Source organism: Fructilactobacillus sp. X2R5C2, assembly GCF_059901375.1.
The window spans coordinates 58,878-81,801 of sequence record NZ_JBWXUX010000001.1; the positions used below are offsets into that span (position 1 = coordinate 58,878).

General features: G+C 39.3%; 25 protein-coding genes, 2 tRNA genes and 1 riboswitch. Of the genes, 2 read left to right on the forward strand and 25 right to left on the reverse strand.

The annotated features are described in order from the left end of the window. Positions 1–24: 24 nt before the first annotated feature. The 19 genes from rpsH to rpsL all read right to left on the reverse strand — a co-directional run bounded on the left by rpsH (position 25) and on the right by rpsL (position 10,423). Entirely contained in the window at positions 25–423 is a 399-nt protein-coding gene (gene rpsH, locus AC6UD2_RS00310; RefSeq protein WP_010022729.1) for a 30S ribosomal protein S8, read from the reverse strand. Positions 424–455: 32 nt separating this feature from the next. Continuing rightward, complete coding sequence (locus AC6UD2_RS00315) at positions 456–641, reverse strand: type Z 30S ribosomal protein S14 (protein ID WP_010022727.1); 186 nt, start codon at positions 639–641, stop codon at positions 456–458. 11 nt (positions 642–652) lie between these two features. Then, positions 653–1,195: a 50S ribosomal protein L5 gene (gene rplE / locus AC6UD2_RS00320; RefSeq protein ID WP_039144777.1), complete on the reverse strand. Its 543-nt coding sequence runs from the start codon at positions 1,193–1,195 to the stop codon at positions 653–655. A gap of 30 nt (positions 1,196–1,225) precedes the next feature. Further along, positions 1,226–1,534: a 50S ribosomal protein L24 gene (gene rplX, locus AC6UD2_RS00325; RefSeq protein WP_010022722.1), complete on the reverse strand. Its 309-nt coding sequence runs from the start codon at positions 1,532–1,534 to the stop codon at positions 1,226–1,228. A 31-nt stretch (positions 1,535–1,565) separates the two neighbouring features. Then, positions 1,566–1,934, reverse strand: coding sequence for a 50S ribosomal protein L14 (gene rplN / locus AC6UD2_RS00330; protein WP_039144780.1), 369 nt, complete (start codon positions 1,932–1,934; stop codon positions 1,566–1,568). Between the two features lie 50 nt (positions 1,935–1,984). Then, positions 1,985–2,251, reverse strand: a complete 267-nt coding sequence (gene rpsQ, locus AC6UD2_RS00335) for a 30S ribosomal protein S17 (RefSeq protein WP_039144781.1) — start codon at positions 2,249–2,251, stop codon at positions 1,985–1,987. Positions 2,252–2,280: 29 nt separating this feature from the next. Continuing rightward, the gene (rpmC, locus tag AC6UD2_RS00340) at positions 2,281–2,475 is read right to left on the reverse strand and encodes a 50S ribosomal protein L29 (protein WP_010022719.1); all 195 of its coding nucleotides are present in this window, start codon (positions 2,473–2,475) and stop codon (positions 2,281–2,283) included. Beyond that, positions 2,465–2,899, reverse strand: a complete 435-nt coding sequence (rplP, locus tag AC6UD2_RS00345; RefSeq protein ID WP_500697651.1) for a 50S ribosomal protein L16 — start codon at positions 2,897–2,899, stop codon at positions 2,465–2,467. Before rplP ends, rpmC begins: the two co-directional genes overlap by 11 nt. 2 nt (positions 2,900–2,901) lie before the next feature. Beyond that, on the reverse strand, positions 2,902–3,567 hold the full coding sequence (rpsC, locus tag AC6UD2_RS00350) for a 30S ribosomal protein S3 (protein ID WP_010022717.1): 666 nt from the start codon (positions 3,565–3,567) through the stop codon (positions 2,902–2,904). A gap of 11 nt (positions 3,568–3,578) precedes the next feature. Beyond that, positions 3,579–3,929, reverse strand: coding sequence for a 50S ribosomal protein L22 (gene rplV, locus AC6UD2_RS00355; RefSeq protein WP_010022715.1), 351 nt, complete (start codon positions 3,927–3,929; stop codon positions 3,579–3,581). A 16-nt stretch (positions 3,930–3,945) separates the two neighbouring features. Further along, positions 3,946–4,227: a 30S ribosomal protein S19 gene (gene rpsS / locus AC6UD2_RS00360; protein WP_010022714.1), complete on the reverse strand. Its 282-nt coding sequence runs from the start codon at positions 4,225–4,227 to the stop codon at positions 3,946–3,948. Positions 4,228–4,271: 44 nt separating this feature from the next. Further along, the gene (gene rplB / locus AC6UD2_RS00365) at positions 4,272–5,111 is read right to left on the reverse strand and encodes a 50S ribosomal protein L2 (protein ID WP_039144783.1); all 840 of its coding nucleotides are present in this window, start codon (positions 5,109–5,111) and stop codon (positions 4,272–4,274) included. 23 nt (positions 5,112–5,134) lie between these two features. Next, a complete protein-coding gene (gene rplW / locus AC6UD2_RS00370) occupies positions 5,135–5,422 on the reverse strand; it encodes a 50S ribosomal protein L23 (RefSeq protein ID WP_010022712.1) in 288 nt (95 codons plus the stop codon). Further along, positions 5,422–6,045 carry a 50S ribosomal protein L4 gene (gene rplD / locus AC6UD2_RS00375; protein ID WP_039144784.1) on the reverse strand — a complete coding sequence of 208 codons (624 nt, stop codon included), beginning with the start codon at positions 6,043–6,045 and terminating at the stop codon, positions 5,422–5,424. The genes rplW and rplD overlap by 1 nt, the downstream gene beginning before the upstream one ends. A 17-nt stretch (positions 6,046–6,062) precedes the next feature. Further along, complete coding sequence (gene rplC, locus AC6UD2_RS00380) at positions 6,063–6,698, reverse strand: 50S ribosomal protein L3 (RefSeq protein ID WP_010022708.1); 636 nt, start codon at positions 6,696–6,698, stop codon at positions 6,063–6,065. Between the two features lie 27 nt (positions 6,699–6,725). Next, positions 6,726–7,034, reverse strand: a complete 309-nt coding sequence (rpsJ, locus tag AC6UD2_RS00385; protein ID WP_010022707.1) for a 30S ribosomal protein S10 — start codon at positions 7,032–7,034, stop codon at positions 6,726–6,728. A 261-nt stretch (positions 7,035–7,295) separates the two neighbouring features. Continuing rightward, positions 7,296–9,404: an elongation factor G gene (gene fusA / locus AC6UD2_RS00390; protein WP_010022706.1), complete on the reverse strand. Its 2,109-nt coding sequence runs from the start codon at positions 9,402–9,404 to the stop codon at positions 7,296–7,298. A 98-nt stretch (positions 9,405–9,502) separates the two neighbouring features. Further along, on the reverse strand, positions 9,503–9,973 hold the full coding sequence (gene rpsG, locus AC6UD2_RS00395; RefSeq protein WP_010022705.1) for a 30S ribosomal protein S7: 471 nt from the start codon (positions 9,971–9,973) through the stop codon (positions 9,503–9,505). A gap of 36 nt (positions 9,974–10,009) precedes the next feature. Then, positions 10,010–10,423, reverse strand: a complete 414-nt coding sequence (gene rpsL, locus AC6UD2_RS00400) for a 30S ribosomal protein S12 (RefSeq protein WP_010022704.1) — start codon at positions 10,421–10,423, stop codon at positions 10,010–10,012. Between the two features lie 182 nt (positions 10,424–10,605). Here rpsL and AC6UD2_RS00405 point away from each other — a divergent pair, with 182 nt between their 5' ends. Together AC6UD2_RS00405 and AC6UD2_RS00410 are read left to right on the forward strand one after the other, a co-directional pair. After that, positions 10,606–11,259 (forward strand): prepilin peptidase, encoded by a 654-nt coding sequence (locus AC6UD2_RS00405; protein WP_500697652.1) that lies wholly within the window; start codon positions 10,606–10,608, stop codon positions 11,257–11,259. A gap of 30 nt (positions 11,260–11,289) precedes the next feature. Continuing rightward, positions 11,290–11,385: riboswitch (purine riboswitch) on the forward strand. A 37-nt stretch (positions 11,386–11,422) separates the two neighbouring features. Continuing rightward, positions 11,423–11,998 (forward strand): xanthine phosphoribosyltransferase, encoded by a 576-nt coding sequence (locus AC6UD2_RS00410; protein ID WP_500697653.1) that lies wholly within the window; start codon positions 11,423–11,425, stop codon positions 11,996–11,998. Between the two features lie 61 nt (positions 11,999–12,059). On the opposite strand, the gene rpoC is transcribed toward AC6UD2_RS00410, so the two are convergent. The 6 genes from rpoC to AC6UD2_RS00440 form a co-directional block, all read right to left on the reverse strand. Further along, positions 12,060–15,710, reverse strand: coding sequence for a DNA-directed RNA polymerase subunit beta' (rpoC, locus tag AC6UD2_RS00415; RefSeq protein WP_500697654.1), 3,651 nt, complete (start codon positions 15,708–15,710; stop codon positions 12,060–12,062). A gap of 17 nt (positions 15,711–15,727) precedes the next feature. Beyond that, positions 15,728–19,366 carry a DNA-directed RNA polymerase subunit beta gene (gene rpoB / locus AC6UD2_RS00420; protein WP_039144792.1) on the reverse strand — a complete coding sequence of 1,213 codons (3,639 nt, stop codon included), beginning with the start codon at positions 19,364–19,366 and terminating at the stop codon, positions 15,728–15,730. Between the two features lie 258 nt (positions 19,367–19,624). Continuing rightward, positions 19,625–22,117: an ATP-dependent Clp protease ATP-binding subunit gene (locus AC6UD2_RS00425; protein WP_500697655.1), complete on the reverse strand. Its 2,493-nt coding sequence runs from the start codon at positions 22,115–22,117 to the stop codon at positions 19,625–19,627. A 47-nt stretch (positions 22,118–22,164) separates the two neighbouring features. Then, positions 22,165–22,638 (reverse strand): CtsR family transcriptional regulator, encoded by a 474-nt coding sequence (locus AC6UD2_RS00430; protein WP_010022695.1) that lies wholly within the window; start codon positions 22,636–22,638, stop codon positions 22,165–22,167. A gap of 97 nt (positions 22,639–22,735) precedes the next feature. Next, a tRNA-Pro gene (locus AC6UD2_RS00435) sits at positions 22,736–22,809 on the reverse strand. 35 nt (positions 22,810–22,844) lie between these two features. Continuing rightward, positions 22,845–22,918 (reverse strand) — tRNA-Pro (locus tag AC6UD2_RS00440). Between the last annotated feature and the right edge of the window lie 6 nt (positions 22,919–22,924).

Sequence of the window (22,924 nt, forward strand, 5' to 3'; positions counted from 1 at the left end):
ACACCTCCAATTCTTTTTTAATTTTTACCAAACGTATGCTAATACTTCGCCACCGACTTTTTTGTCGCGGGCTTCTTTATCAGTAATAACACCATCTGAAGTTGAGATGATTGCAATTCCTAAACCATTTAAAACTTTAGGAACATCATCTGATTTAACATATGAACGTAATCCTGGCTTTGAAATTCTCTTTAAACCAGTAATAACACGTTGATTGTCTTTTCCATATTTAAGGTATACACGGATAACACCTTGTTTATCGTCATCGATGTATTCAACATCGCGTACAAAGCCTTCACGCTTCAAAATTTCAGCAATGTTTCTTTTGATTTTTGATGCAGGAACGTCAACTGAATCGTGTCTAGCCATATTGGCGTTACGAATTCGAGTTAAAAAGTCTGCAATTGGATCTGTCATGGACATAAACGTGAAACCTCCTTTTCAGTTTTATTATTTTACCAACTAGCTTTCTTCATACCAGGAATTTGACCCTTGTGGGCAAGTTGTCTCAAGCAAATTCGGCATAAGTGAAACTTTTGGTAAACCGCACGAGGTCGACCACAACGTTCACAACGAGTGTAGTTCTGAGTTGAGAACTTAGCTGGACGTTCACTTTTTTTAATTAATGATTTTTTAGCCAATATTAAACCTCCTATTTAGCGAATGGCATTCCGAATTGAGCTAACAATTCATGTGATTCTTCATCCGTATTAGCGGTTGTTACAAGTACGATATCTAAACCTCTAACACGGTTAACATCATCGTAATTAATTTCTGGGAAAATTAGTTGTTCTTTGATACCCAATGTGTAATTTCCACGACCATCAAATGATTTGTTGCTTACACCGTGGAAATCTCGAACACGTGGCAATGAAACATTAACTAACTTATCCAAGAAATCGTACATTCTTTCTCCTCTTAATGTAACTTTGGCACCAATTGGCATTCCTTCTCTAAGACGGAAACCGGCAATTGATTTTTTAGCTTTAGTTACAATAGGCTTTTGTCCAGAAATTAAACTTAATTCTTGAACTGCCTCATCAAGGTTTTTAGAATTTGTTACAGCATCACCAACACCCATGTTTAAAACAATTTTGTCAAGCTTTGGTGCTTCCATTACTGACGAATAGTCAAACTTCTTAACAAGTGCTGGGAGAATATCTTCTTTGTATCTTTCTTCTAAGCGAGCTGCCATGCGATTAATTTCCTCCTTTCAATTCCAATCCTAATCGATTGGTTTGTTTGATTTTTTTGAAATACGAACTTTTTTGCCATCTTTAACTTCAAAACTTACCTTAGTAGGTTCGTTAGTAGATGGATCAATTAGCATTACATTTGAAGCATCGATTGGAGCATCTACATCAGCAATTCCACCTTGGGGATTGTCTTGTGAAGCCTTTTGATGTTTCTTGATCTTGTTGATTCCTTCAACAACTACACGGTTCTTAGCAGCAATGGTTTTAACGACTTTACCGTCTTTACCCTTGTCTTTACCGCTAATAACACGAACTTTGTCACCAGTTTTCAAGAACATAATCCTGGCACCTCCTTGTTTTCCAATAGTATTAAAGTACTTCAGGCGCTAATGAAACGATCTTCATAAAATTATTACTACGTAATTCACGAGCAACCGGACCGAAAATACGGGTACCTTTAGGACTCTTATCATCGTTAATCAAAACAGCGGCATTTTCATCAAAACGGATGTATGAACCATCAGTTCTGTGTGCAGCGGACTTTGTTCTAACAACAACAGCCTTAACGACGTCTCCTTTTTTGACAACGCCACCTGGTGTTGCCTGTTTAACAGTAGCAACGATCACATCACCGATACCTGCGTATCTAACTCTTGAACCACCTAGGACTTTAATAGTTAAAAGTTCACGTGCTCCAGAGTTGTCAGCAACCTTTAAACGACTCTCTTGTTGGATCATGGTTAGTGTCCTCCCTTCAACTTAAAATCAGAATACGATAGATAAAAAAGCTAGATAATAACTGCCTTTTCAACAACGTCTACTAGACGGAAGCGCTTAGTCTTAGACAATGGACGAGTTTCCATGATGTCAACAATATCGTTAACTTTTGCTTCGTTATTTTCATCTTGAACTTTATATTTCTTAGAATATTTAATACGTTTCCCGTAAGTTGGATGAGTTTTGTAAGTTTCAACAACAACTGTAATGGTTTTATCCATCTTGTCTGAAACAACACGGCCTCTGTAACTCTTACGTTCGTTACGTTCTTCGCTCATAAAGTGTTAACCTTCCTTTCTATCGTATTCTATTTCTTTAATTCTTGTTGTCTTAACGCCGTCTTGATTCTAGCGATTGTTTTTCGCACAGTCTTCAATCTAGCAGTATTTTCTAATTGACCAGTGGCTAATTGAAAACGAAGATTAAACAATTCTTTCTTGTAATCTTGTTCCTTAGCACGCATTTCATCAGTGGTTAATTCATTAATTTCTTTAGCCTTCATTTGATTCGCCACCTACTTCCTCACGTTTAATAACTCGGGTTCTAACAGGCAACTTCATGGATGCTAAACGTAAAGCTTCTTCAGCAGTTTCTTTGGAAACACCGCCAACTTCGAAAAGAACTTTTCCGCGTCTAACAGTTGAAACCCAACCTGCTGGGGTACCTTTACCTTTACCCATTCGAACACCGATACCTTTTTCAGTATATGATTTTTGAGGGAAAATTTTGATCCAAATTTTTCCACCACGTTTCATATAACGAGTCATGGCAACACGGCAAGCTTCGATTTGTCTGTTACTGATCCAATGTGAATCAAGTGCTTGCAAACCGTAATCACCAAAAGTAACAGTATTTCCACCTTTTGAATGACCACGCAACTTACCTCTGTGTTGTCTCCTGAACTTAACACGTTTAGGTACTAGCATGCTTATTTCCCTCCTTTTTCAGTTTTTTCCTCCGGTTTATCGGGCAAAACTTCACCACGGTTGATCCAAGTCTTAACACCGATTTTACCATAAGTAGTATCTGCTTCATTCCATGAATAATCGATATCAGCTCTAAGAGTATGAAGTGGAACACTTCCGTCTGAATATCTCTCGATTCGTGTCATATCAGCACCATTTAAACGACCTGAAGATTGAACTTTAACACCTTTTGCTCCAGAACGCATAACTCTTTGCATTGCCTGACGCATTGCACGACGGAATGCTACACGACCTTCAAGTTGTCTTGCTACGTTTTCACCAACAAGATCAGCTTCTAGGTCGGGTTTTTTAACTTCAACAATATTAACATGAACACGACGGCCAGTTAACTTGTTTAATTCTTTACGTAGACTTTCAACTTCTGCTCCACCTTTACCAATAACCATTCCTGGTTTTGCAGTATGGATAGAAACATTAACACGCTTTGCAGCACGTTCAATGTCAACACTTGATACAGAAGCATCAGCGAGTCTCTTTGCTAGATAGTTACGAATTTTTAAATCTTCGTTTAAGTATGAAGCGAACTTATCGTCGTTAGCATACCATTTAGCTTGCCAACCACGGTTAACGCCAATTCGTAAACCATTTGGATTAATTTTTTGACCCACGTTTATCCCTCCTACTTTTCTGACACTACAATTGTAATGTGACTAGTTCTTTTGTTGATTGGTGAAGCAGAACCTTTAGCACGGGGACGGAAACGTTTTAAGGTTGGTCCTTCGTTAACATATGCTTCACTAACAACTAGATCTTGACGATCTAAATCAAAATTATTTTCTGCATTTGCTACAGCTGACATCAAAACCTTTTCTACAACTGGTGAAGCACCTCTAGGGGTGAACTTTAAAATTGCAGTAGCTTCTGATACGCTTTTGCCTCTAATAAGATCTACAACAAGGCGAACCTTACGAGCGGCGATACGAACAGTCTTTGCAGTAGCTTTTGCTGATGTAACTTGTTGTTCAGCCATTGGTTATCCTCCTTGCTTAAACTGTCTTTTTATCTGCGTCGCCATTTCCATGTCCATGGAATGTACGAGTAGGTACGAATTCTCCGAGCTTGTGGCCCACCATGTCTTCTTGAATGTAAACTGGGACATGTTTTCTACCATTGTAAACAGCAATGGTGTATCCAATAAAGCTTGGGAAAATGGTTGAACGACGTGACCATGTTTTAATTACCGATTTTTTATCTTGATCTTTTTGTGCATCGATCTTCTTCAATAGTGATTGATCGGCAAAAGGTCCCTTTTTTAAACTTCGACTCATTATGAAACCTCCTCTGCGATTACTCAATAAATAAATGATTCAGACTACATCTTTGAACCTTTACGGTGACGAACAATAAACTTGTTTGAACGTGCTTTCTTTGATCTAGTCTTCTTACCAGTTGTCTTCTTATGCCATGGAGACAATGGACTTGGGTAACCAACTGGAGCTTTACCTTCACCACCACCATGTGGGTGATCGTTAGGGTTCATAACAGATCCACGTACGTGAGGTCTTTGACCACGGTAACGAGTTCTACCAGCTTTACCCCAAACAACTAATCCATGTTCATCATTACCAACACTACCAACAGTAGCACGGCAAACTGAAAGTACCATTCTAACTTCGCCAGATGGCAATTTAACTAATGCATACTTTCCTTCGTTTCCAAGTAATTGTGCTGAAGCTCCAGCAGAACGAACAAGTTGTCCACCCTTACCAGGCTTTAACTCGATATTAAAGATAGTTGAACCAACAGGAATATCAGCTAATCTAAGAGTGTTACCAGCCTTAATATCAGCATCCTTACCAGATTCAACAACATCTCCAACTTTCAATCCCTTAGGCGCAATGATATATGATTTAACTCCGTCTTCATAAACGATTAAGGCAATGTTTGCGGTTCTGTTTGGATCATATTCAATGGTCTTAACGGTTGCAGGAACGCCATCGTGATCACGCTTAAAATCAATTAAACGATAACGATGTTTGTTTCCACCACCACGATGTCGAACAGTCATTTTACCTTGGCTATTACGACCACCGCTATGAGCATTTGACTCAATTAAACTTTTTTCTGGCACGTTGGTAGTAATTTCACTATAGTCAATACTAGTCATATTACGACGGCCATTAGTAGTTGGTTTGTACTTTTTTAGAGCCACGTTATTTCCCTCCTATTCAAAGATTATTCTTCTGAGAAAATCTTAATTTCATCAGAATCATCGGACAAAGTAACAATAGCCTTACGACGCTTCTTTGTGCGTCCTACATATTGTCCTTGTCGCTTTTTCTTACCTTTTACATTCATAATATTAACTTTAACAACTTTAACGTTAAAAATCTCTTCAACAGCATTTTTAACTTGAGTCTTAGTTGCTCGTACATCAACATCAAAAGTATATTTTTTGTCGTCCATTACATCGGTTGAAGCTTCAGTAACTACCGGACGTAAAATGATATCTCGTGCTTCCATTATGCGAGCACCTCCTCTACTTGAGAAAGAGCAGCTTTTGTAATAACAACCTTGTTACTGTTTAACACATCAAGTGTATTAACACTCTTGGCATTAATAACTCGTACATTCTCAATATTTCTTGCGGAACGTGCGGCGTTTTCATTGTTATCTTCCAAAACTACTAGTGTCTTAGTTGATGCGTCCAGTTTCTTTAAAAGATCTGATAAATCCTTAGTCTTTGGAGCCTTGTAGTCTAATGAATCAACTACTACTAAATCATCATTTGCAACTTTTTCAGAAAGAACTGATTTAACAGCTAATCTAGTAACCTTCTTTGGAAGGTGATATGCGTATGAACGAGTGGTTGGTCCGAAAACAACTCCACCGCCAACCCATTGTGGGGCACGAATGGAACCTTGACGAGCACGGCCAGTACCCTTTTGACGCCATGGTTTCTTACCACCACCACGCACTTTACCTCTGGATTTAACACCATTAGTACCTTGGCGTTGTGATGCTCTTTGCATTACGACAGTGTCGTAAACAACGTTTTCATTTGGTTCAACGGCAAAAACAGCATCGTTTAAATCAACCGTTCCTTGTTTACTACCGTCTTGTTTGTATAATGTTACGCTTGCCATCTACGGTTCCTCCTTTCTTATTTTCTTGATTCAATAACTGATGTTCTAACTGTTACTAATGATTTGTTTGCACCAGGAACATTTCCCTTGATTAACAATACGTTGTTATCAACGTCTGCATTAACAACTTCAAGATTTTGAATGGTAACTCGATTGTTACCCATTCGTCCTGGTAATTTCATACCCTTAACAACTCGGTTAATGATGACACCTAATGAACCGGGACGACGATGATATCTTGATCCGTGGGTTTCAGGTCCACGACGTTGTCCGTTTTTATGGATGTTACCTTGGTAACCATGACCTTTAGTAGTACCCGTTACATCAACGACGTCACCTGGTTGAAATACATCAGCTTTAACTTTGTCTCCAACTTTGTAATCTCCCAAGTCAACATCTCTGATTTCACGAATGAAGCGCTTAGGAGTAGTTTTTGCTTTTTTAACATGACCTTGTTCAGGTTTATTGCTTAATACTGGACGTTTGTCATCGAATCCAAGTTGAATTGCATCGTAACCATCTGATTTGTTGTTCTTAACTTGTAAAACAACGTTAGGGGTTACATCAACAACAGTAACTGGAACGAGTTCACCGTTATCAGTAAAAACTTGAGTCATTCCGACTTTTTTACCTAAGATTCCTTTTTTAGCCATGAGTACACCTCCGATATTCTGTAATTATTATAGTTTGATCTCGATGTCAACACCACTTGGCAAGTCTAATTTCATTAATGAATCAACAGTTTTAGGTGTTGGGTTCAAAATATCAATTAAACGCTTGTGAGTTAACATTTCAAATTGTTCTTGAGCTTTACTGTACTTAAATGGTGATGCTAATACGGTATATAGGGCTCTGTCCGTTGGTAATGGAATTGGACCAGAAATAGTAGCACCAGTCCGTTGTGCAGTTGCCACAATCTTGTCAGCAGCTTGATCTAAAATACGGTGTTCATAAGCTTTCAAACGAATACGAATCTTTTCTTTTGCCATGTTTTTCCCTCCTTCGTCTATTTTCAAAATAAGACTAGCTCCGTGGAAATTACCGGCACATCCTCGCATGGCAAAGCGGCCGGGTGTGTCGCAACCTCCCACATCAAAGCTAAACATTGTACAATTTTGGGCAGTCTATCCCCCAAAACCAAGTACTTAACTATCATACCTGATATTCTTTGACTTTTCAAGGGTTCTCAGAATATTAGCAATAAAAAAAGTTCTAGAAACCATTTCAAATTTCTAGAACTTTTAAAGAAATTACTTTTCTTCCTTTTTGTTGTCGCCACCATTTTTCTTAATGATGTCTTCCTGAATGCTCTTAGGAACCGCACTGTAGTGATCAAAGCTCATTACGAATGTTCCACGTCCCTGAGAAGCAGAACGCAAGTCAGTTGCATAACCAAACATTTCTGATAATGGAACCATTGCATGGATATTTTGTGCTTTATCCTGGGCTTCCATACCCTCAACGTTTCCACGTCGAGCAGTAACTTGTCCCATGACATCACCCATGTATTCTTCTGGAACACGAATATCAACTTTCATGATTGGTTCAAGAATAACTGGATCAGCTTTCTTAGCAGCTTCTCTCAAGGCAATTGAGGCAGCAATCTTAAATGCAGCTTCACTTGAATCGACTTCATGATAACTACCATCATAAAGCTTAGCCTTCAGATCAATCAATGGATATCCAGCAAGGACACCATTTTCCATGGCTTCTTTTAGACCTTGTTCAACTGATGGAATGAATTCTCTAGGAACAACACCACCAACGATAGCATCGTCGAATTCGAATCCTTTTCCTTCGTCGTTTGGAGTAAATTCAATCCAAACATCACCATATTGACCTTTACCACCAGACTGACGAATGAACTTACCTTCAGCTTTAACTGGTTTAGTAAAGGCTTCACGATAAGCAACTTGAGGAGCACCGATGTTAGCTTCAACGTTAAATTCACGTCTCATACGTTCAATCAAGATGTTCAACTGAAGTTCACCCATTCCGGCAATTAAAGTTTGACCAGTTTCAGGATTAGTTTCAGCTCTAAAGGTTGGATCTTCTTCAGATAGCTTTTGTAAAGCATCATTCATCTTATCTTGATCAGCCTTAGTCTTTGGTTCAACAGCAACCTGAATAACTGGTTCAGGGAATTCCATTGATTCAAGATGTAAGGGATGATCTGGATCAGTCAATGAATCACCAGTGGTAGTATTCTTCAAACCAATTGCAGCAGCAATATCACCTGAGAATACTTCTGGAATTTCTTGACGATTATTGGAATGCATTTGAAGAAGACGACCAACACGTTCACGTTTACCATTAGTAGCATTCAAGACGTATGAACCAGCCTTTAAAGTACCACGGTATACACGAATGTAAGTCAAACGACCAACGTATGGATCGGTAGCAATCTTAAATGCTAATGAGGCAAATGGCTCTTTATCATTAGCACGAATTTCAACCTTCTTGTCGTCATCATCTGGGTCAAGAGCAGTGTAAGGACGAACATCAAGTGGAGATGGAAGATAGTCAACAACACCATCCATCAACATCTGAACTCCCTTATTCTTGAACGCAGAACCAGCGAATACAGGGTAAAAGTCAAGATTTAAGGTTGCACGCCGGATTCCGGCTTTAAGGTCATCTTGTGAGATTTCCTTTCCATCCAAGAATTTCTCCATGATGTCATCATCAACATCAGCAACGGCCTCAATTAATGCATCATGACGCTTTTGAGCCTCTTCTTGCATATCAGCAGGGATTTCATCAACATCCCATTCTGATCCTTCTTTGTCTTCGTCATAGACGTATGCTTGCATGGTAATTAAATCAATAACACCAGTAAAGTCTGCTTCAGCACCAATTGGCATCTGAACAGCTTGAGCGTTAGCACCTAAACGATCGTGCAAACTCTTTACTGACATGTCAAAATCAGCACCCACTTTATCCATCTTGTTAATGAAAACAATTCGTGGAACAGCAAAGTCTGATGATTGACGCCATACGGTTTCAGTCTGTGGTTCAACCCCAGCTTGACCGTCTAGAACAACAATTCCACCATCTAGAACACGAAGTGAACGCTCAACTTCGGCAGTGAAATCAACGTGTCCTGGGGTATCAATGATGTTAACACGGTATCCCTTCCATTCAGCAGTAGTAGCAGCTGAAGTAATGGTGATACCACGTTCTTTTTCTTCTTCCATCCAGTCCATTTGTGAATCCCCTTCATGGGTTTCACCAATTTTGTGGATACGACCGGTATAGTACAAGATACGTTCAGTAGTAGTAGTCTTACCGGCATCAATATGGGCAACAATACCAATATTACGAGTTTTGTCTAACGGGAATTCTCGCTTGTTAGCCATTATTTAACTCCTCTCAATCATTCACAATTTCATTATTTTAAAAAAGTGGCTAAATCACTTTAGCCACCCACTTTAACAGTAAAAAAGCTAAAAGCTGATTACCAACGGTAATGTGCAAAGGCACGGTTAGCTTCGGCCATCTTGTGAGTATCCTCACGCTTCTTAACTGCTGCACCGGTGTTATTTGAAGCATCGATGATTTCTTTTGCAAGACGTTCAGTCATAGTATGTTCACCACGTAGTCTTGCATAGTTAACAATCCAACGTAAGCCTAAAGTAGTTCTTCGATCAGGACGAACTTCGATTGGAACTTGGTAGTTAGAGCCACCAACACGACGAGCCTTAACTTCAAGAACTGGCATAACGTTCTTCATTGCTTCTTCGAATACATCAACTGGGTCATTTCCAGTTTGATCTTTGATCATGTCAAATGCACCGTATAAAATTTCTGATGCAGTCCCTCTCTTACCATCTAACATCAAATGGTTAATTAATTTAGAAACCAATTTTGAGTTGTAGATTGGATCAGGAAGGATTTCTCTTTTTTGCACTTTCCCTTTTCTAGGCATGTAAAAGTCCTCCTCAATAATAACTTAATTAATTGTCTATTCCTTCGGTTTCTTAGTACCGTATTTAGAACGACCTTGGCGACGATCACTTACACCCGCAGTATCTAAAGCACCACGAACAACATGATATCTAACACCAGGCAAATCCTTAACACGTCCACCACGAATTAAAACAACACTATGCTCTTGCAAGTTATGTCCAATTCCAGGAATGTATGCAGTAACTTCAATCAAGTTAGAAAGTCTAACACGAGCGTACTTACGTAAAGCTGAGTTAGGCTTTTTAGGAGTCATAGTACCAACACGAGTTGCAACTCCACGTTTCTGAGGTGCAGGGTTTTGTGTGTTTTTCTTTTTGTAACTGTTATATCCGAAGCCTAAAGCTGGGGATTTTGATTTAGAAGTTCTAGATTTACGGCCTTTACGAACCAATTGATTAATTGTAGGCATCTAAAAAGTCCTCCCTTTCCTAATATAATATATTTTTTAAGTCCACACATCCAGGCGGTTCTTTTTTGAAGTTAAAAAAATCGCTTAGTTGTTTATAAGCACAATAAGTAGAATACCACGTAGAAAAAGACGTGTCAACAAGACTTCTCCTAGTTTCCGTACTTTTTGGTGGAGGTTTTATTATGCTAATTTACTGGTTTGTTGTAGGATCCATCGTTGGTTCCTTTTTAAACGTCATGGTGGAACGAACAATTTCCCACCAAAACTTCATCATGGGACGGTCCCACTGTAGTCGTTGTCAAGTTACCTTAAAATGGTATGAACTCATCCCAATCGTTAGTTACCTGATTCAACTGGGAAAGTGCCGAAAGTGTAAGGCACACTTGCCATTTCACCTATTCTACTTTGAATGTACGACAGCTCTAACTTTTACATTATTTCCACCAATCAATTTAAGCAATGGCAAAAGCTTATGCTTACTTTTATTAATTCAAATCTCAGCCACCTTCGACTTGTTAACCTATCACTTTCCATTGCCCTATTCGGTCATCTCACTCGCACTTGCCATTACCATTTCTTCGCAGTCATTTGCCATCATTTTCCTTGAAATCTTATGTTACTTGATTCTCATCATCATAAATCAACATGCTCATTTGATTGGAGATGGGGATTTAGATTTATTTTTGATTTTAACAATTGCTCACGGCTTCCTTCTCACTAATCTCATCATACTAATTGGATCCCTCCTAGCCATTATCTATTCATTTATAATGACAAAGCATATGATTGCGTTTGTTCCATTCATTTATACCGCTCTACTTATCGTATTAATCTAGTTTGCCAAAACCATAAAATTCAATTATTATTGCATTAATAACTAAAAGTCTAATATATCGCCGTAATGGGTCGGCTGTCTCTACTTGGAACCATAATTCCAAACTATTAGAACAAGACCCTAGACGACTGTACCTAGGGTCTTTTTGAATGGGAGAATAATTAATGAAAGAATTAGAAGATGCAATCAAAAATAAAGGTCAGGTCTTACCTGGCAACATTTTAAAAGTCAATTCCTTTTTAAATCATCAAATTGATCCAACTTTAATGTATGAAATTGGCAAGGAATTTGTGAAACGCTTTGCTGATGACAACATCACTAAGGTTATCACCGTAGAATCATCAGGAATTGCACCAGCGGTCATGACTGGACTAGTATTAGGTGCCCCGGTTATCTTTGCACGAAAGAAGAAACCCTCTACTTTAAATGATGCGGCCTACTCCGCCGATGTATATTCATACACCAAGCAAAAAACAAATCGGATTTTCATCGAAAAGAAATTTATTTCACCCAATGATAATGTTCTAATTATTGATGACTTTCTCGCCAATGGCGAAGCAACCAAGGGGATGATTAAAATTGTAGAAGCTGCTCAAGCTCATCTCGTTGGGGTTGGAATCGTAATTGAAAAATCATTTCAACCTGGTGCTGACTGGATCACGAATCATGGAATTCATCTTGAATCCTTGGCGAGGATTGCATCCCTTAATGATAATGAAGTCACGTTTAAAAAAGATTAATTCAATCAAAATATGTATCAAAAAAGAGCTCATCATAAGATGAGCTCTTTTAGTTTAAAGTCTAGTTTTTACTAGAATTTTTTTGTTGCATTTCTTTTTCAACATCACTTAAAGAAGTAACGCCCTTGGTAGAAGTCTTACCCTCTTCTTCTGGTTCGATGTTTTCGTATTTTCCAACACCAGTTCCAGCAGGTAATAACTTACCAATGATAACATTTTCCTTCAAACCAACTAATGGATCAACCTTACCACGAATTGCGGCATCAGTAAGAACACGAGTGGTTTCCTGGAATGACGCAGCTGACAAGAAACTGTTAGTTTCAAGAGCAGCCTTAGTAATTCCAAGCAAGACTGGACGAGCAGTTGCAGGTGTTTTACCACTAATAACTGCATCCTTATTACGGTCTTTGAAGTCATCAATGTCCATCAAAGTACCAGGTAAGATATCGGTGTCACCTGGGTCCATAACACGAACCTTACGTAACATTTGTCGTACCATGATTTCGGCATGCTTATCGTTAACTTCAACACCTTGTCTTCTATAAACTTCTTGAACCGCAGTTAACAAGTAAGTTTCAGTTGACAAAACATCACGAACTTTAAGCAATTCCTTAGGATCAATTGAACCTTCATTAAGAGGATCACCACGACGAACAGTGTCGCCTTCAGCAACTCTCATACGAGCCTTAATTGGAACCTTGTACTTTCGGGTATCGGACTTACCTTTAACGGTAACTTCCTTAATCCCTTCGGCAGGATCTTCTTCAATTAATTCAACTGTACCAGTAACTTCACTGATAATTGCTTTACCTTTAGGATTACGAGCTTCCATGATTTCTTGAACACGAGGAAGTCCTTGGGTAATATCAGAACTACTTGCAACACCACCGGTATGGAAAGTTCGAAGGGTTAACTGAGTACCAGGTTCACCGATTGATTGAGCGGCAATGGTACCAACAGCTTCACCAACTTCAACTTCGTCACCAGTAGCAAGGTTTCGACCATAACACTTCTCACAAACACCGTGAGCTGTGTTACATGTAAATGCCGAACGAATCTCAACTGAATCAATGCCAGCGTCCACAATTTCTTGTGCGACGTCTTCATCAATCATTTGATTCTTCTTAACAATTACTTTACCAGTCTTAGGATTCTTAACGGTCTTCATTGCATTACGACCAAGAATTCGGTCATACAATGGTTCGATCATTTCGTCACCTTCAGTAATGGCACGAACAACCAATCCACGATCAGTTCCACAGTCTTCTTCTCTGACAATAACGTCTTGAGCAACATCAACAAGTCGACGAGTCAAGTAACCAGAGTTAGCAGTCTTAAGAGCCGTATCGGTCATACCTTTACGAGCACCGTGGGTTGAAATGAACATTTCCAAGACTGAAAGTCCTTCCTTAAAGTTAGAAGTGATTGGTAGTTCCATGATTTCACCATTAGGAGAAGCCATCAAACCACGCATTCCAGCTAACTGAGTAAAGTTAGAAATGTTACCACGAGCACCAGAATCACTCATCATAAAGATTGGGTTCTGAGGATCGAAGTTTTTCATCAATTTGTTTTGAATTTCGTCTTTTGCATCGTTCCAAACGTTAACAACTCGTTCGTAACGTTCTTGGTTAGTGATTAAACCACGACGGAATTGTTTAGTAATGGTATCAACTTTCTTATGAGCATTAGCAACAATTTCTGGTTTTTCTTTCAAATCAGTAATGTCAGAAATACCAACAGTTAAACCAGATTTAGTGGACTTGTCATAACCTAAGTCTTTAATTCGGTCAAGCAGTTCAGAAGTTTCCGTAACTTGGTATTGACTGTAAACTTCAGCAATGATGTCACTTAGAAAGCCCTTCTTAAACGGTTTAACCAATTCAGCATTCTTTAAATGTTCATGGATATCCTCACCTGGCTTCAAGAAGTACTTGTCAGGAACGTATCCATGCAAATTAGTTGAAGTTGGTTCATTAAGATAAGTGAATTCCTTTGGCAAAATTCCATTGAAGATTACCTTACCAACCGTAGTTACTAAGATCTTACCTTTTTGATCGTCAGTAAATGACTTGTCAGGAAAGGCACTTGCTGGAATACCAATTCTGGTATGCCAATGAACTTTTCCATCACGGTATGCTAATTCAACTTCGTCTGGGTCGTTGAAGATCATTCCTTCGCCTTCGGCACCTGCTTCTTCAAATGTTAGATAGTAGTTACCAATTACCATATCCTGTGAAGGAGTAACAACTGGCTTACCATCCTTGGGTGCCAAAATGTGTCCAGCAGCAGCCATTAACAATCTTGATTCGGCTTGAGCTTCATCAGATAGAGGAACGTGAATAGCCATCTGGTCACCATCAAAGTCAGCATTATATGCAGCACAAACTAATGGATGCAAACGCATTGACTTACCACTAACTAGGACGGGTTCGAAAGCTTGAATTCCAAGTCTATGCAAGGTAGGAGCACGGTTCAAAAGAACTGGATGCTCTTTAATTACATCAGGAAGAACTTCAAAGACAGCGTCGTCTTGACGTTCAATCTGACGTTTAGCATTCTTAATGTTTGAAGCCAATCCACGTTGAACCAAAGCATGCATGATAAATGGCTTGAACAATTCAAGAGCCATTGATACTGGAAGTCCCATTTGGCTTAACTTCAAATTAGGACCAACATCAATAACTGAACGACCTGAATAATCAACACGTTTACCAAGCAAGTTCTGTCTGAATCGTCCTTGCTTCCCCTTCAATAAGTGAGAAAGAGATTTAAGTGGACGATTACCAGGGCCAGCAACAGGACGACCACGACGACCATTATCAATCAAGGCATCGACAGCTTCTTGCAACATTCGTTTTTCGTTTTGAACAATAATGCCAGGAGCATTAAGGTCTAACAAACGTTTCAAACGATTATTTCGGTTAATTACCCGACGGTACAAATCATTCAAATCAGAAGTGGCAAAACGACCACCTTCAAGTTGAACCATTGGACGTAAATCAGGTGGCATAACTGGAATTGCATCCATAACCATCCATGACAATTGATTACCAGAAGTAGCAAATGCTTCAAGAATGTCCAAACGACGAACCGCACGGGTTCTCTTTTGGCCAGTTGCCTTTTTAAGGGTATCCTTTAATTCTTTAACTTCTTTATCGATATCAACATCATTTAATAAAGTCCTGATCGCTTCCGCACCAATTTCAGCGTGGAAACGGTTGCCATATTCACGCTTCTTGTCACGGTATTCTTGCTCTGAAAGCAACTGCTTCTTCTCCATTGGTGTGTTGCCTGGATCAGTAACAACGTATGAAGCAAAGTAGATGATTTCTTCAAGAGCTCTTGGGCTCATGTCAAGAACTAATCCCATTCGACTTGGGATACCTTTGAAGTACCAGATATGGGTTACCGGAGCGGCTAATTCGATGTGTCCCATTCGTTCACGACGAACTTTAGAACGGGTAACTTCAACACCACAACGATCACAAACGATGCCCTTGTATCTGACACCCTTGTACTTACCACAGGCACATTTCCAATCCTTAGTAGGACCGAAGATTCTTTCATCAAACAAACCGTCTTTTTCAGGTTTTAGAGTTCGATAGTTAATTGTCTCTGGCTTTTTAACTTCCCCGTATGACCAACTCCGGATGGTTTCAGGTGAAGCTAAACCAATTTGCATACTTTTGAATTTATTAACATCAACCATTGGCGTACCCTCCTTTATTATTTATTGTCGTCATTTGTATCATTTTTTGAGTCAGAGTCAGATGAAGTTGGAGTTTGTTTGTCACTCTCATTCTTCTTTTCTTTGTCTTTCTCATTTTTTTCATCTTGTTTTTGAGCAAACTTACTCAATGCGTTTACGTTAACAACATCTTCGTCATCATCCATATCACGCAAATCGATTTGTTTGTTATCAGCATCCAGAACCTTCATATCAAGGCCTAATGCTTGTAATTCTTTAACTAAAACTCGGAATGATTCAGGAACACCGGGCTTTGGAATTGGATCACCCTTAACAATGGCTTCATAAGTCTTTACACGTCCTACAACATCATCTGACTTGTAAGTCAAAATTTCTTGTAAGGTATGAGCAGCACCATATGCTTCAAGGGCCCAAACTTCCATTTCACCAAAACGCTGGCCACCAAATTGAGCTTTACCACCAAGTGGTTGTTGAGTAACCAGTGAGTAAGGTCCAATGGCTCTAGCATGAATCTTGTCTTCTGCCATATGGTTAAGTTTCAAGTAACCCATGACTCCAACAGCGATTCGTTTGTCAAATGGTTCACCAGTTCTACCATCATATAGAACGGATTTACCATCAGCAGGCATTCCGGCTTCCTTCAAAGCTTGAGTAATGTCTTCACTACGAGCTCCATCAAATACAGGAGTAGCAACGTGAATACCAAGCTTCTTAGCAGCCATCCCTAAGTGCATTTCAAGCACCTGTCCAATATTCATACGTGATGGAACACCCATGGGACTTAGTAAAATGTCAATTGGAGTACCATCTGGCATGTAAGGCATATCTTCTTCAGGAATGATAACGGAAACGGTACCTTTGTTACCATGCTTACCAGCCATCTTATCACCAACTTGAAGCTTACGTTTCTGGGCAATGTAAACTCGAACCATCTTGTTTACACCTGGCTTCAATTCGTCACCATTTTCTCTGGTAAAGACCTTAACGTCCTGAACAATTCCACCGGCACCATGAGGTACTCGAAGGGATGTATCACGAACTTCTCTAGCCTTTTCACCAAAGATAGCGTGAAGTAATCTCTCTTCAGAAGATAATTCAGTAACACCCTTAGGAGTTACCTTACCAACCAAAATGTCATTGTCATGAACTTCGGCACCAACTCTGATAATTCCATCTTCGTCAAGATCCTTAAGTGCATCTTCACCAACATTTGGAATCTCACGAGTCATTTCTTCCGGTCCAAGTTTAGTATCTCTAGTTTCTGATTCGTACTCTTCAATATGAATTGAGGTATACGCATCATCTTTAACGAGTCGTTCTGAAATAGCGATGGCATCTTCAAAGTTATAACCCTGCCATGTCATAAAGGCAACGGTTGGGTTTTGACCCAATGCTAATTCACCATTTTCCATTGCTGGACCGTCCGCAATAATTTCATCAGCGTCAACGTGATCTCCAACTTTAACAATTGGGGTTTGGTTATAGTTCTTACCACCATTTGAACGCATGAACTTCATCAACTTGTAAGTATCTAAAGTTCCATTATCGCGTCGTACTCGAATTTCTCTTGCATCAACGTATTCTACAGTTCCAGGATATTTAGCAATCTTAGCAACTCCAGAATCATGAGCAGCTTGATATTCCATTCCAGTACCAACAAGTGGTGCATGTGGTCTAATCAAAGGAACCGCCTGACGCTGCATGTTAGCACCCATCAAAGCACGGTTAGAATCATCATTTTCTAGGAATGGGATACATGCCGTTGCAACCGCAACAACTTGTTTTGGTGAAACGTCCATGTAGTCAACATTCTTTGAATTAGTTTCAACGTATTGTGACTTATCACGTGCCATAACTTGATCATCTTGGAAGGTAGCATCTTCATTTAACGGAGAGTTTGCCTGGGCAATAACGTATTTATCTTCGTCATTAGCGGTCAGATAATCAATCTTATCGGTAACTTTATGAGTAGTCCAGTCAACACGACGGTATGGAGTTTCGATAAATCCATACTTATTAACCCGAGCATAACTCGAAAGTGAGTTAATTAGTCCAATGTTAGGACCTTCGGGAGTTTCAATTGGACAAATTCGACCATAGTGGGTGTAATTAACATCACGAACTTCATATCCAGCACGGTCTCTAGTGATACCACCAGGTCCTAATGCAGATAAACGACGTTTGTGGGTTAATTCACCCAATGGGTTAGTTTGATCCATGAATTGTGAGAGTTGTGATGAACCAAAGAATTCCTTAACTGAAGCAACCACTGGTCTAATATTGATCAATTGTTGTGGTGTTACAGTTGAAGCATCCTGGATTGACATTCTTTCTCTAACAACTCGTTCCATTCGTGAAAGTCCAATTCGGAATTGGTTTTGCAGCAATTCACCAACTGAACGAACACGACGGTTCCCCAAGTGATCAATATCATCAATGGAACCAATTCCCTCTTGAAGATCAAAGAAGTAGTTAATTTCAGCTAAAATATCAGCTGGGGTAATGTGTTTGTAGTCCAGATCGATATTGTCATTACCAATGATAGGAACGACCTTATCAGGATCTGTGTTTGAATATACTTTAATTACTTGAACTGTTACTGGATCAGTAACAACCGCTTGGTCAGATGGATTAAAGGTGTAAGCCTTGAAATCTTTCTTAGCCAAGTATGGCTTCAATTTTTCCATCAGTCCCTTATCAATGACATCACCCTTGTTAGCAATGATTTCACCAGTATCAGGATCAGCTAAGGTTTCAGCCAATGCTAATCCCATCAAGCGGGTCTTCATGCTTAACTTTTGGTTAGTCTTGTAACGACCAACGGGAGCCATGTCATAACGTTTAGGATCAAAGAATCTTTGAGTCAATAAGTTTCTTGCTGATTCAGCGGTCTTGGGTTCACCAGGACGCAATCGTTCATAAATATCCTTTAATGATTCTTCAACACGGGAATCATCAGCATCTTTATGAACATCCTTTTCAAGGGTAAGTGAAAGGCTATCGTTAGTCTTCCCAAAAATCTCAGTGATTTCATCATCAGAACCAAAACCAAGTGCACGAACTAATTCAGTCAAAGGAATCTTTCTTGTCCGATCGATTCGAACGTATGAAATGTTCTTAGCATCAGTTTCAAATTCCATCCAAGCACCACGGTTAGGAATTACAGTTGAGCTGTAAATTTCACGACCATTTTTATCGAGATCCTTGTGGTAGTAAACACCAGGTGATCGAACTAATTGTGAAACAATAACTCGTTCCGCACCATTAATGATGAAAGTCCCTTGGTCAGTCATCAATGGAAAGTCACCAAAGAAAACATCTTGGGTCTTGATTTCACCAGTCTCATGGTTCGTTAACTTAAGAGTAACGTGTAATGGGGCTGAATAATTTGCCTCATGAGCACGTGCTTCATCAACCGTGTACTTAGGTTCCAATAGTTTATAATCAACGAAGTCTAATGAAAGCTTTCCTTGAAAATCCTCGATTGGCATAATATCTTTAAACATTTGACGCAAACCTTCGTCTAAGAACCAGTTATAAGAATTAGTTTGAATCTCAATCAAATTTGGAAGATCCAATACTTTCTTAATTCTGGAATAACTTCTACGGGTCCTGTGTTTTCCGTACTTTACAATGTGTCCTGCCAAGTTATTCACCTCTCCCTAAAATTCTACGAAAAGAAATGTTACGTTTTTGTTACAAATGGCCATTTTTCAGGTTTTTGAGCAAAAAAAATCCAAAAATAAGATTAAAATCTTACTTTTGGTTCTTATAAACGCCATCACGGACAATAGATCGCAACGACTCATTTCAATTCCCAGTTACATACTCTATACATAATACAAAGAATCCCTGATAATGTCAAAGAATATGCACCAAAAATCCCAGTAAATTTTTACTGGGATTTTTTTACGTTATTTACTTAAAATTTCTTCTTTTGGATTCTTAACATCACGTTTATTAATCGTGATCTTATTCTTATGGGCTCCAATGGTGATCTGGTCACCAGGTTTGAATTTACCAGCAAGTAAATCTTCACTCAATGGATCTTCCACCTTATCTTGTAGTGCTCTCCGAATTGGTCGTGCACCATAAGTTGGATTGTACCCAACTTCAGCAACCAAATCAATGGCAGCAGGTGTCATCCGAACTTTGTAACCCATTCCATCAGCTCGATTGAGTAAGTCTTGCGACATCAATTTCACGATACGGTGAAGTTCTGATTTAGTCAAAGAATGGAAGACAACCGTATCATCAATTCGGTTCAAGAATTCTGGTTTGAAGAATTTCTTCAACTGATCTTGAATGGTAGCCTTCATTGCAGCATAGTCGTCATCCGACTTTTCGGCCGCAAATCCAACGGTGTTCTTGTACTGAAGTTCAGTAGCTCCAATGTTAGAGGTCATAATGATAACAGTATTTCGAAAGTCAACCTTTCGACCTTTAGCATCAGTCAAGTATCCATCGTCTAGAACTTGAAGTAACAGGTTAAAGACGTCAGGATGAGCCTTCTCAACTTCATCAAGTAAAACAACTGAGTAAGGATGCTTTCTAACCTTTTCAGTTAGTTGACCACCTTCGTCATATCCAACGTATCCAGGAGCAGATCCAACCATTCGACTAGTTGAGTACTTCTCCATGAATTCACTCATGTCAACACGAATCATGTCATCTTCTGAACCAAACATTGCTTCAGCTAAGTCCTTAGCAAGTTCAGTCTTCCCAACTCCAGTTGGTCCAAGAAACATAAATGATCCAATTGGACGATTAGGATCTTTAAGTCCACTTCTTGCACGACGAATTGCTCGGGCAACAGCTGAAACAGCCTCGTCTTGACCTACCACTCGTTCGTGCAAAATCTTTTCCAGATTTACCAAACGTTTCTTGTCAGACTGTTTCAAATGAGTAACTGGAATTCCAGTCCATTCGGAAACAATCTGTGCAATGTCTTCAGCATTTTCCTTCAATCGATAATTATGCGTCTTGTTAGCATCATTTTCTTTAATTCTTTGTTTCTGAGTTAAATCAGCGATTTCCTTCTGCAATTTCTGTTCTTGCTTCCGAATTGAAACTGCATCTTCAAAACGTTGTTCTTCAATTGCTTTGTCCTTGTCGTTCTTAACGGAACTTAACTTAGACTCAGCATTTGCCAACTTATCATCTTTACCAGTTGAATCAAGTCTAACCTTAGCAGCACCTTCATCCATTAGATCAATGGCCTTGTCAGGTAGATAACGATTGCTGATGTATCGACTAGATAAATCAACGGCAGCATTAATGGCATCATCAGTAATCTGAACATGGTGATGTTCCTCATACTTAGGACGTAATCCCTTAAGAATCTTACGAGACTCATCCTTACTTGGTTCTTCAATTTCAACCGTTGCAAATCGACGTTCCAAAGCTTCATCGGATTCAATGTACTTTTGATATTCATCAAGTGTGGTAGCACCCATTACTTGAACTTGACCTCGAGCAAGGGATGGTTTCAAAATGTTTGAGGCATCAACTGATCCCTCAGTACCACCGGCACCAATCAGGGTATGCAATTCATCAATAAATAGAATTACATTTCCACTATCTTCAACCTCTTTTAGAACCTTCTTCAGACGGTCTTCAAATTGGCCACGATACTTAGTGCCAGCAACTAATGATCCCATATCAAGTTCCATAACACGTTTGTTTTGCATGTCAGATGGAACCGACTTACCAACAATCTTTTCCGCTAAGCCTTCAGCAATGGCAGTTTTACCAACTCCGGGTTCACCAATTAGAACGGGGTTATTCTTAGTTCTCCGACTCAAGACTTGGATCACACGCCGAACTTCTGAAGTACGTCCCACAACTGGATCAAGCTGATTATCACGAGCAGCTTTGGTTAAATCACGGGCAAGTGAATCTAAAGTTGGGGTATCACTTTGTTCTGAATCATTATTAGAATTAGTATCAGAAGCCATGTTAGTGTCTGCAACTCCCATCTTTCGGATCGTTACTTTCCGAACTTGTTCTGGGCTAACACCTAAGTTAGTCAAAATTCTAGAAGAGAGCATTGCATCATCACTAGTCAAAGCTAGCAAGATATGTTCAGTGCCCACCTTAGTTGCTCCATATTGTTTCGCAATTTTACCAGCTAAGGCTAGAATTTCCTTCATTTTTGGTGAATATGGCAAGTAAGTGTTTCCATCAACCTTCAAGTTACCATATCCAGCTAACTGCTCAATTTCTTCTCTAACGTCTGCCTCGCTGACAGCGAGTTGTTGAAGAGTCTGATAAGCAATCCCATTCTTTTCAATTGTAAGTGCCAACAACATGTGTTCGGTTCCAACAGCTTGGTGTTGAAAGCTTTTTGCTTGTTCTTGAGCAATTACTAAAACGTTTTTTGCACTAGGGGTAAATAAATTATGCATATGCAAATCTCCCTTCATTTCTCTTCAAATCATAATCCACAATTAAACTAACACTCATACTTAAGCCGGTAAAGTAAAGCCTCCAAAACGCTCGCTCTAACCTGATACTCCATTGTCTGATCAGGCAAACTGATTGCTTCCTTCTTCAAGATAGCTGCAATCATGTTCTTCTCTTTTTCGGTAATAACTCCATTAGCATACAAGGTGGTTAAAATTGATTCTTCATCTTTTTCAGAAATTTCATCACCAATTGAGTCGATCAAACTATCTAAGACATCCGAATTATCCATTAAATTGATTTTTTCAATTCTGATATAGCCACCGCCACCACGTTTACTTTCAACTAGATAACCATTTCGCAAGGTAAATCGAGTTTTGATTACATAGTTGATCTGTGATGGTACCACGTCAAAATGATTGGCAATATCTGACCGACGAATCTCAACTCGCTCTTGATCGTTGTCACCCAGCATATCCTTTAAATAATCTTCAATAATGTCTGATATATTACGGCTTGCCATAAACTCATCTCATCTCTGACTAATGTTGACTATTATTATACAAAGAAGAATCGTAAATTCCAAGTAAATGCTCTTGTAAACGAACGTAATAAAAAAATCGGGAAAACAAGATTCGAACTTGCGACCTCCACGTCCCGAACGTGGCGCTCTACCAAGCTGAGCTATTTCCCGATGCGTAAACATTAAAATGTGAGTATATATAAAAATCGGGAAGACAGGATTCGAACCTGCGACCCCCTGGTCCCAAACCAGGTGCTCTACCAAGCTGAGCTACTTCCCGATGAAA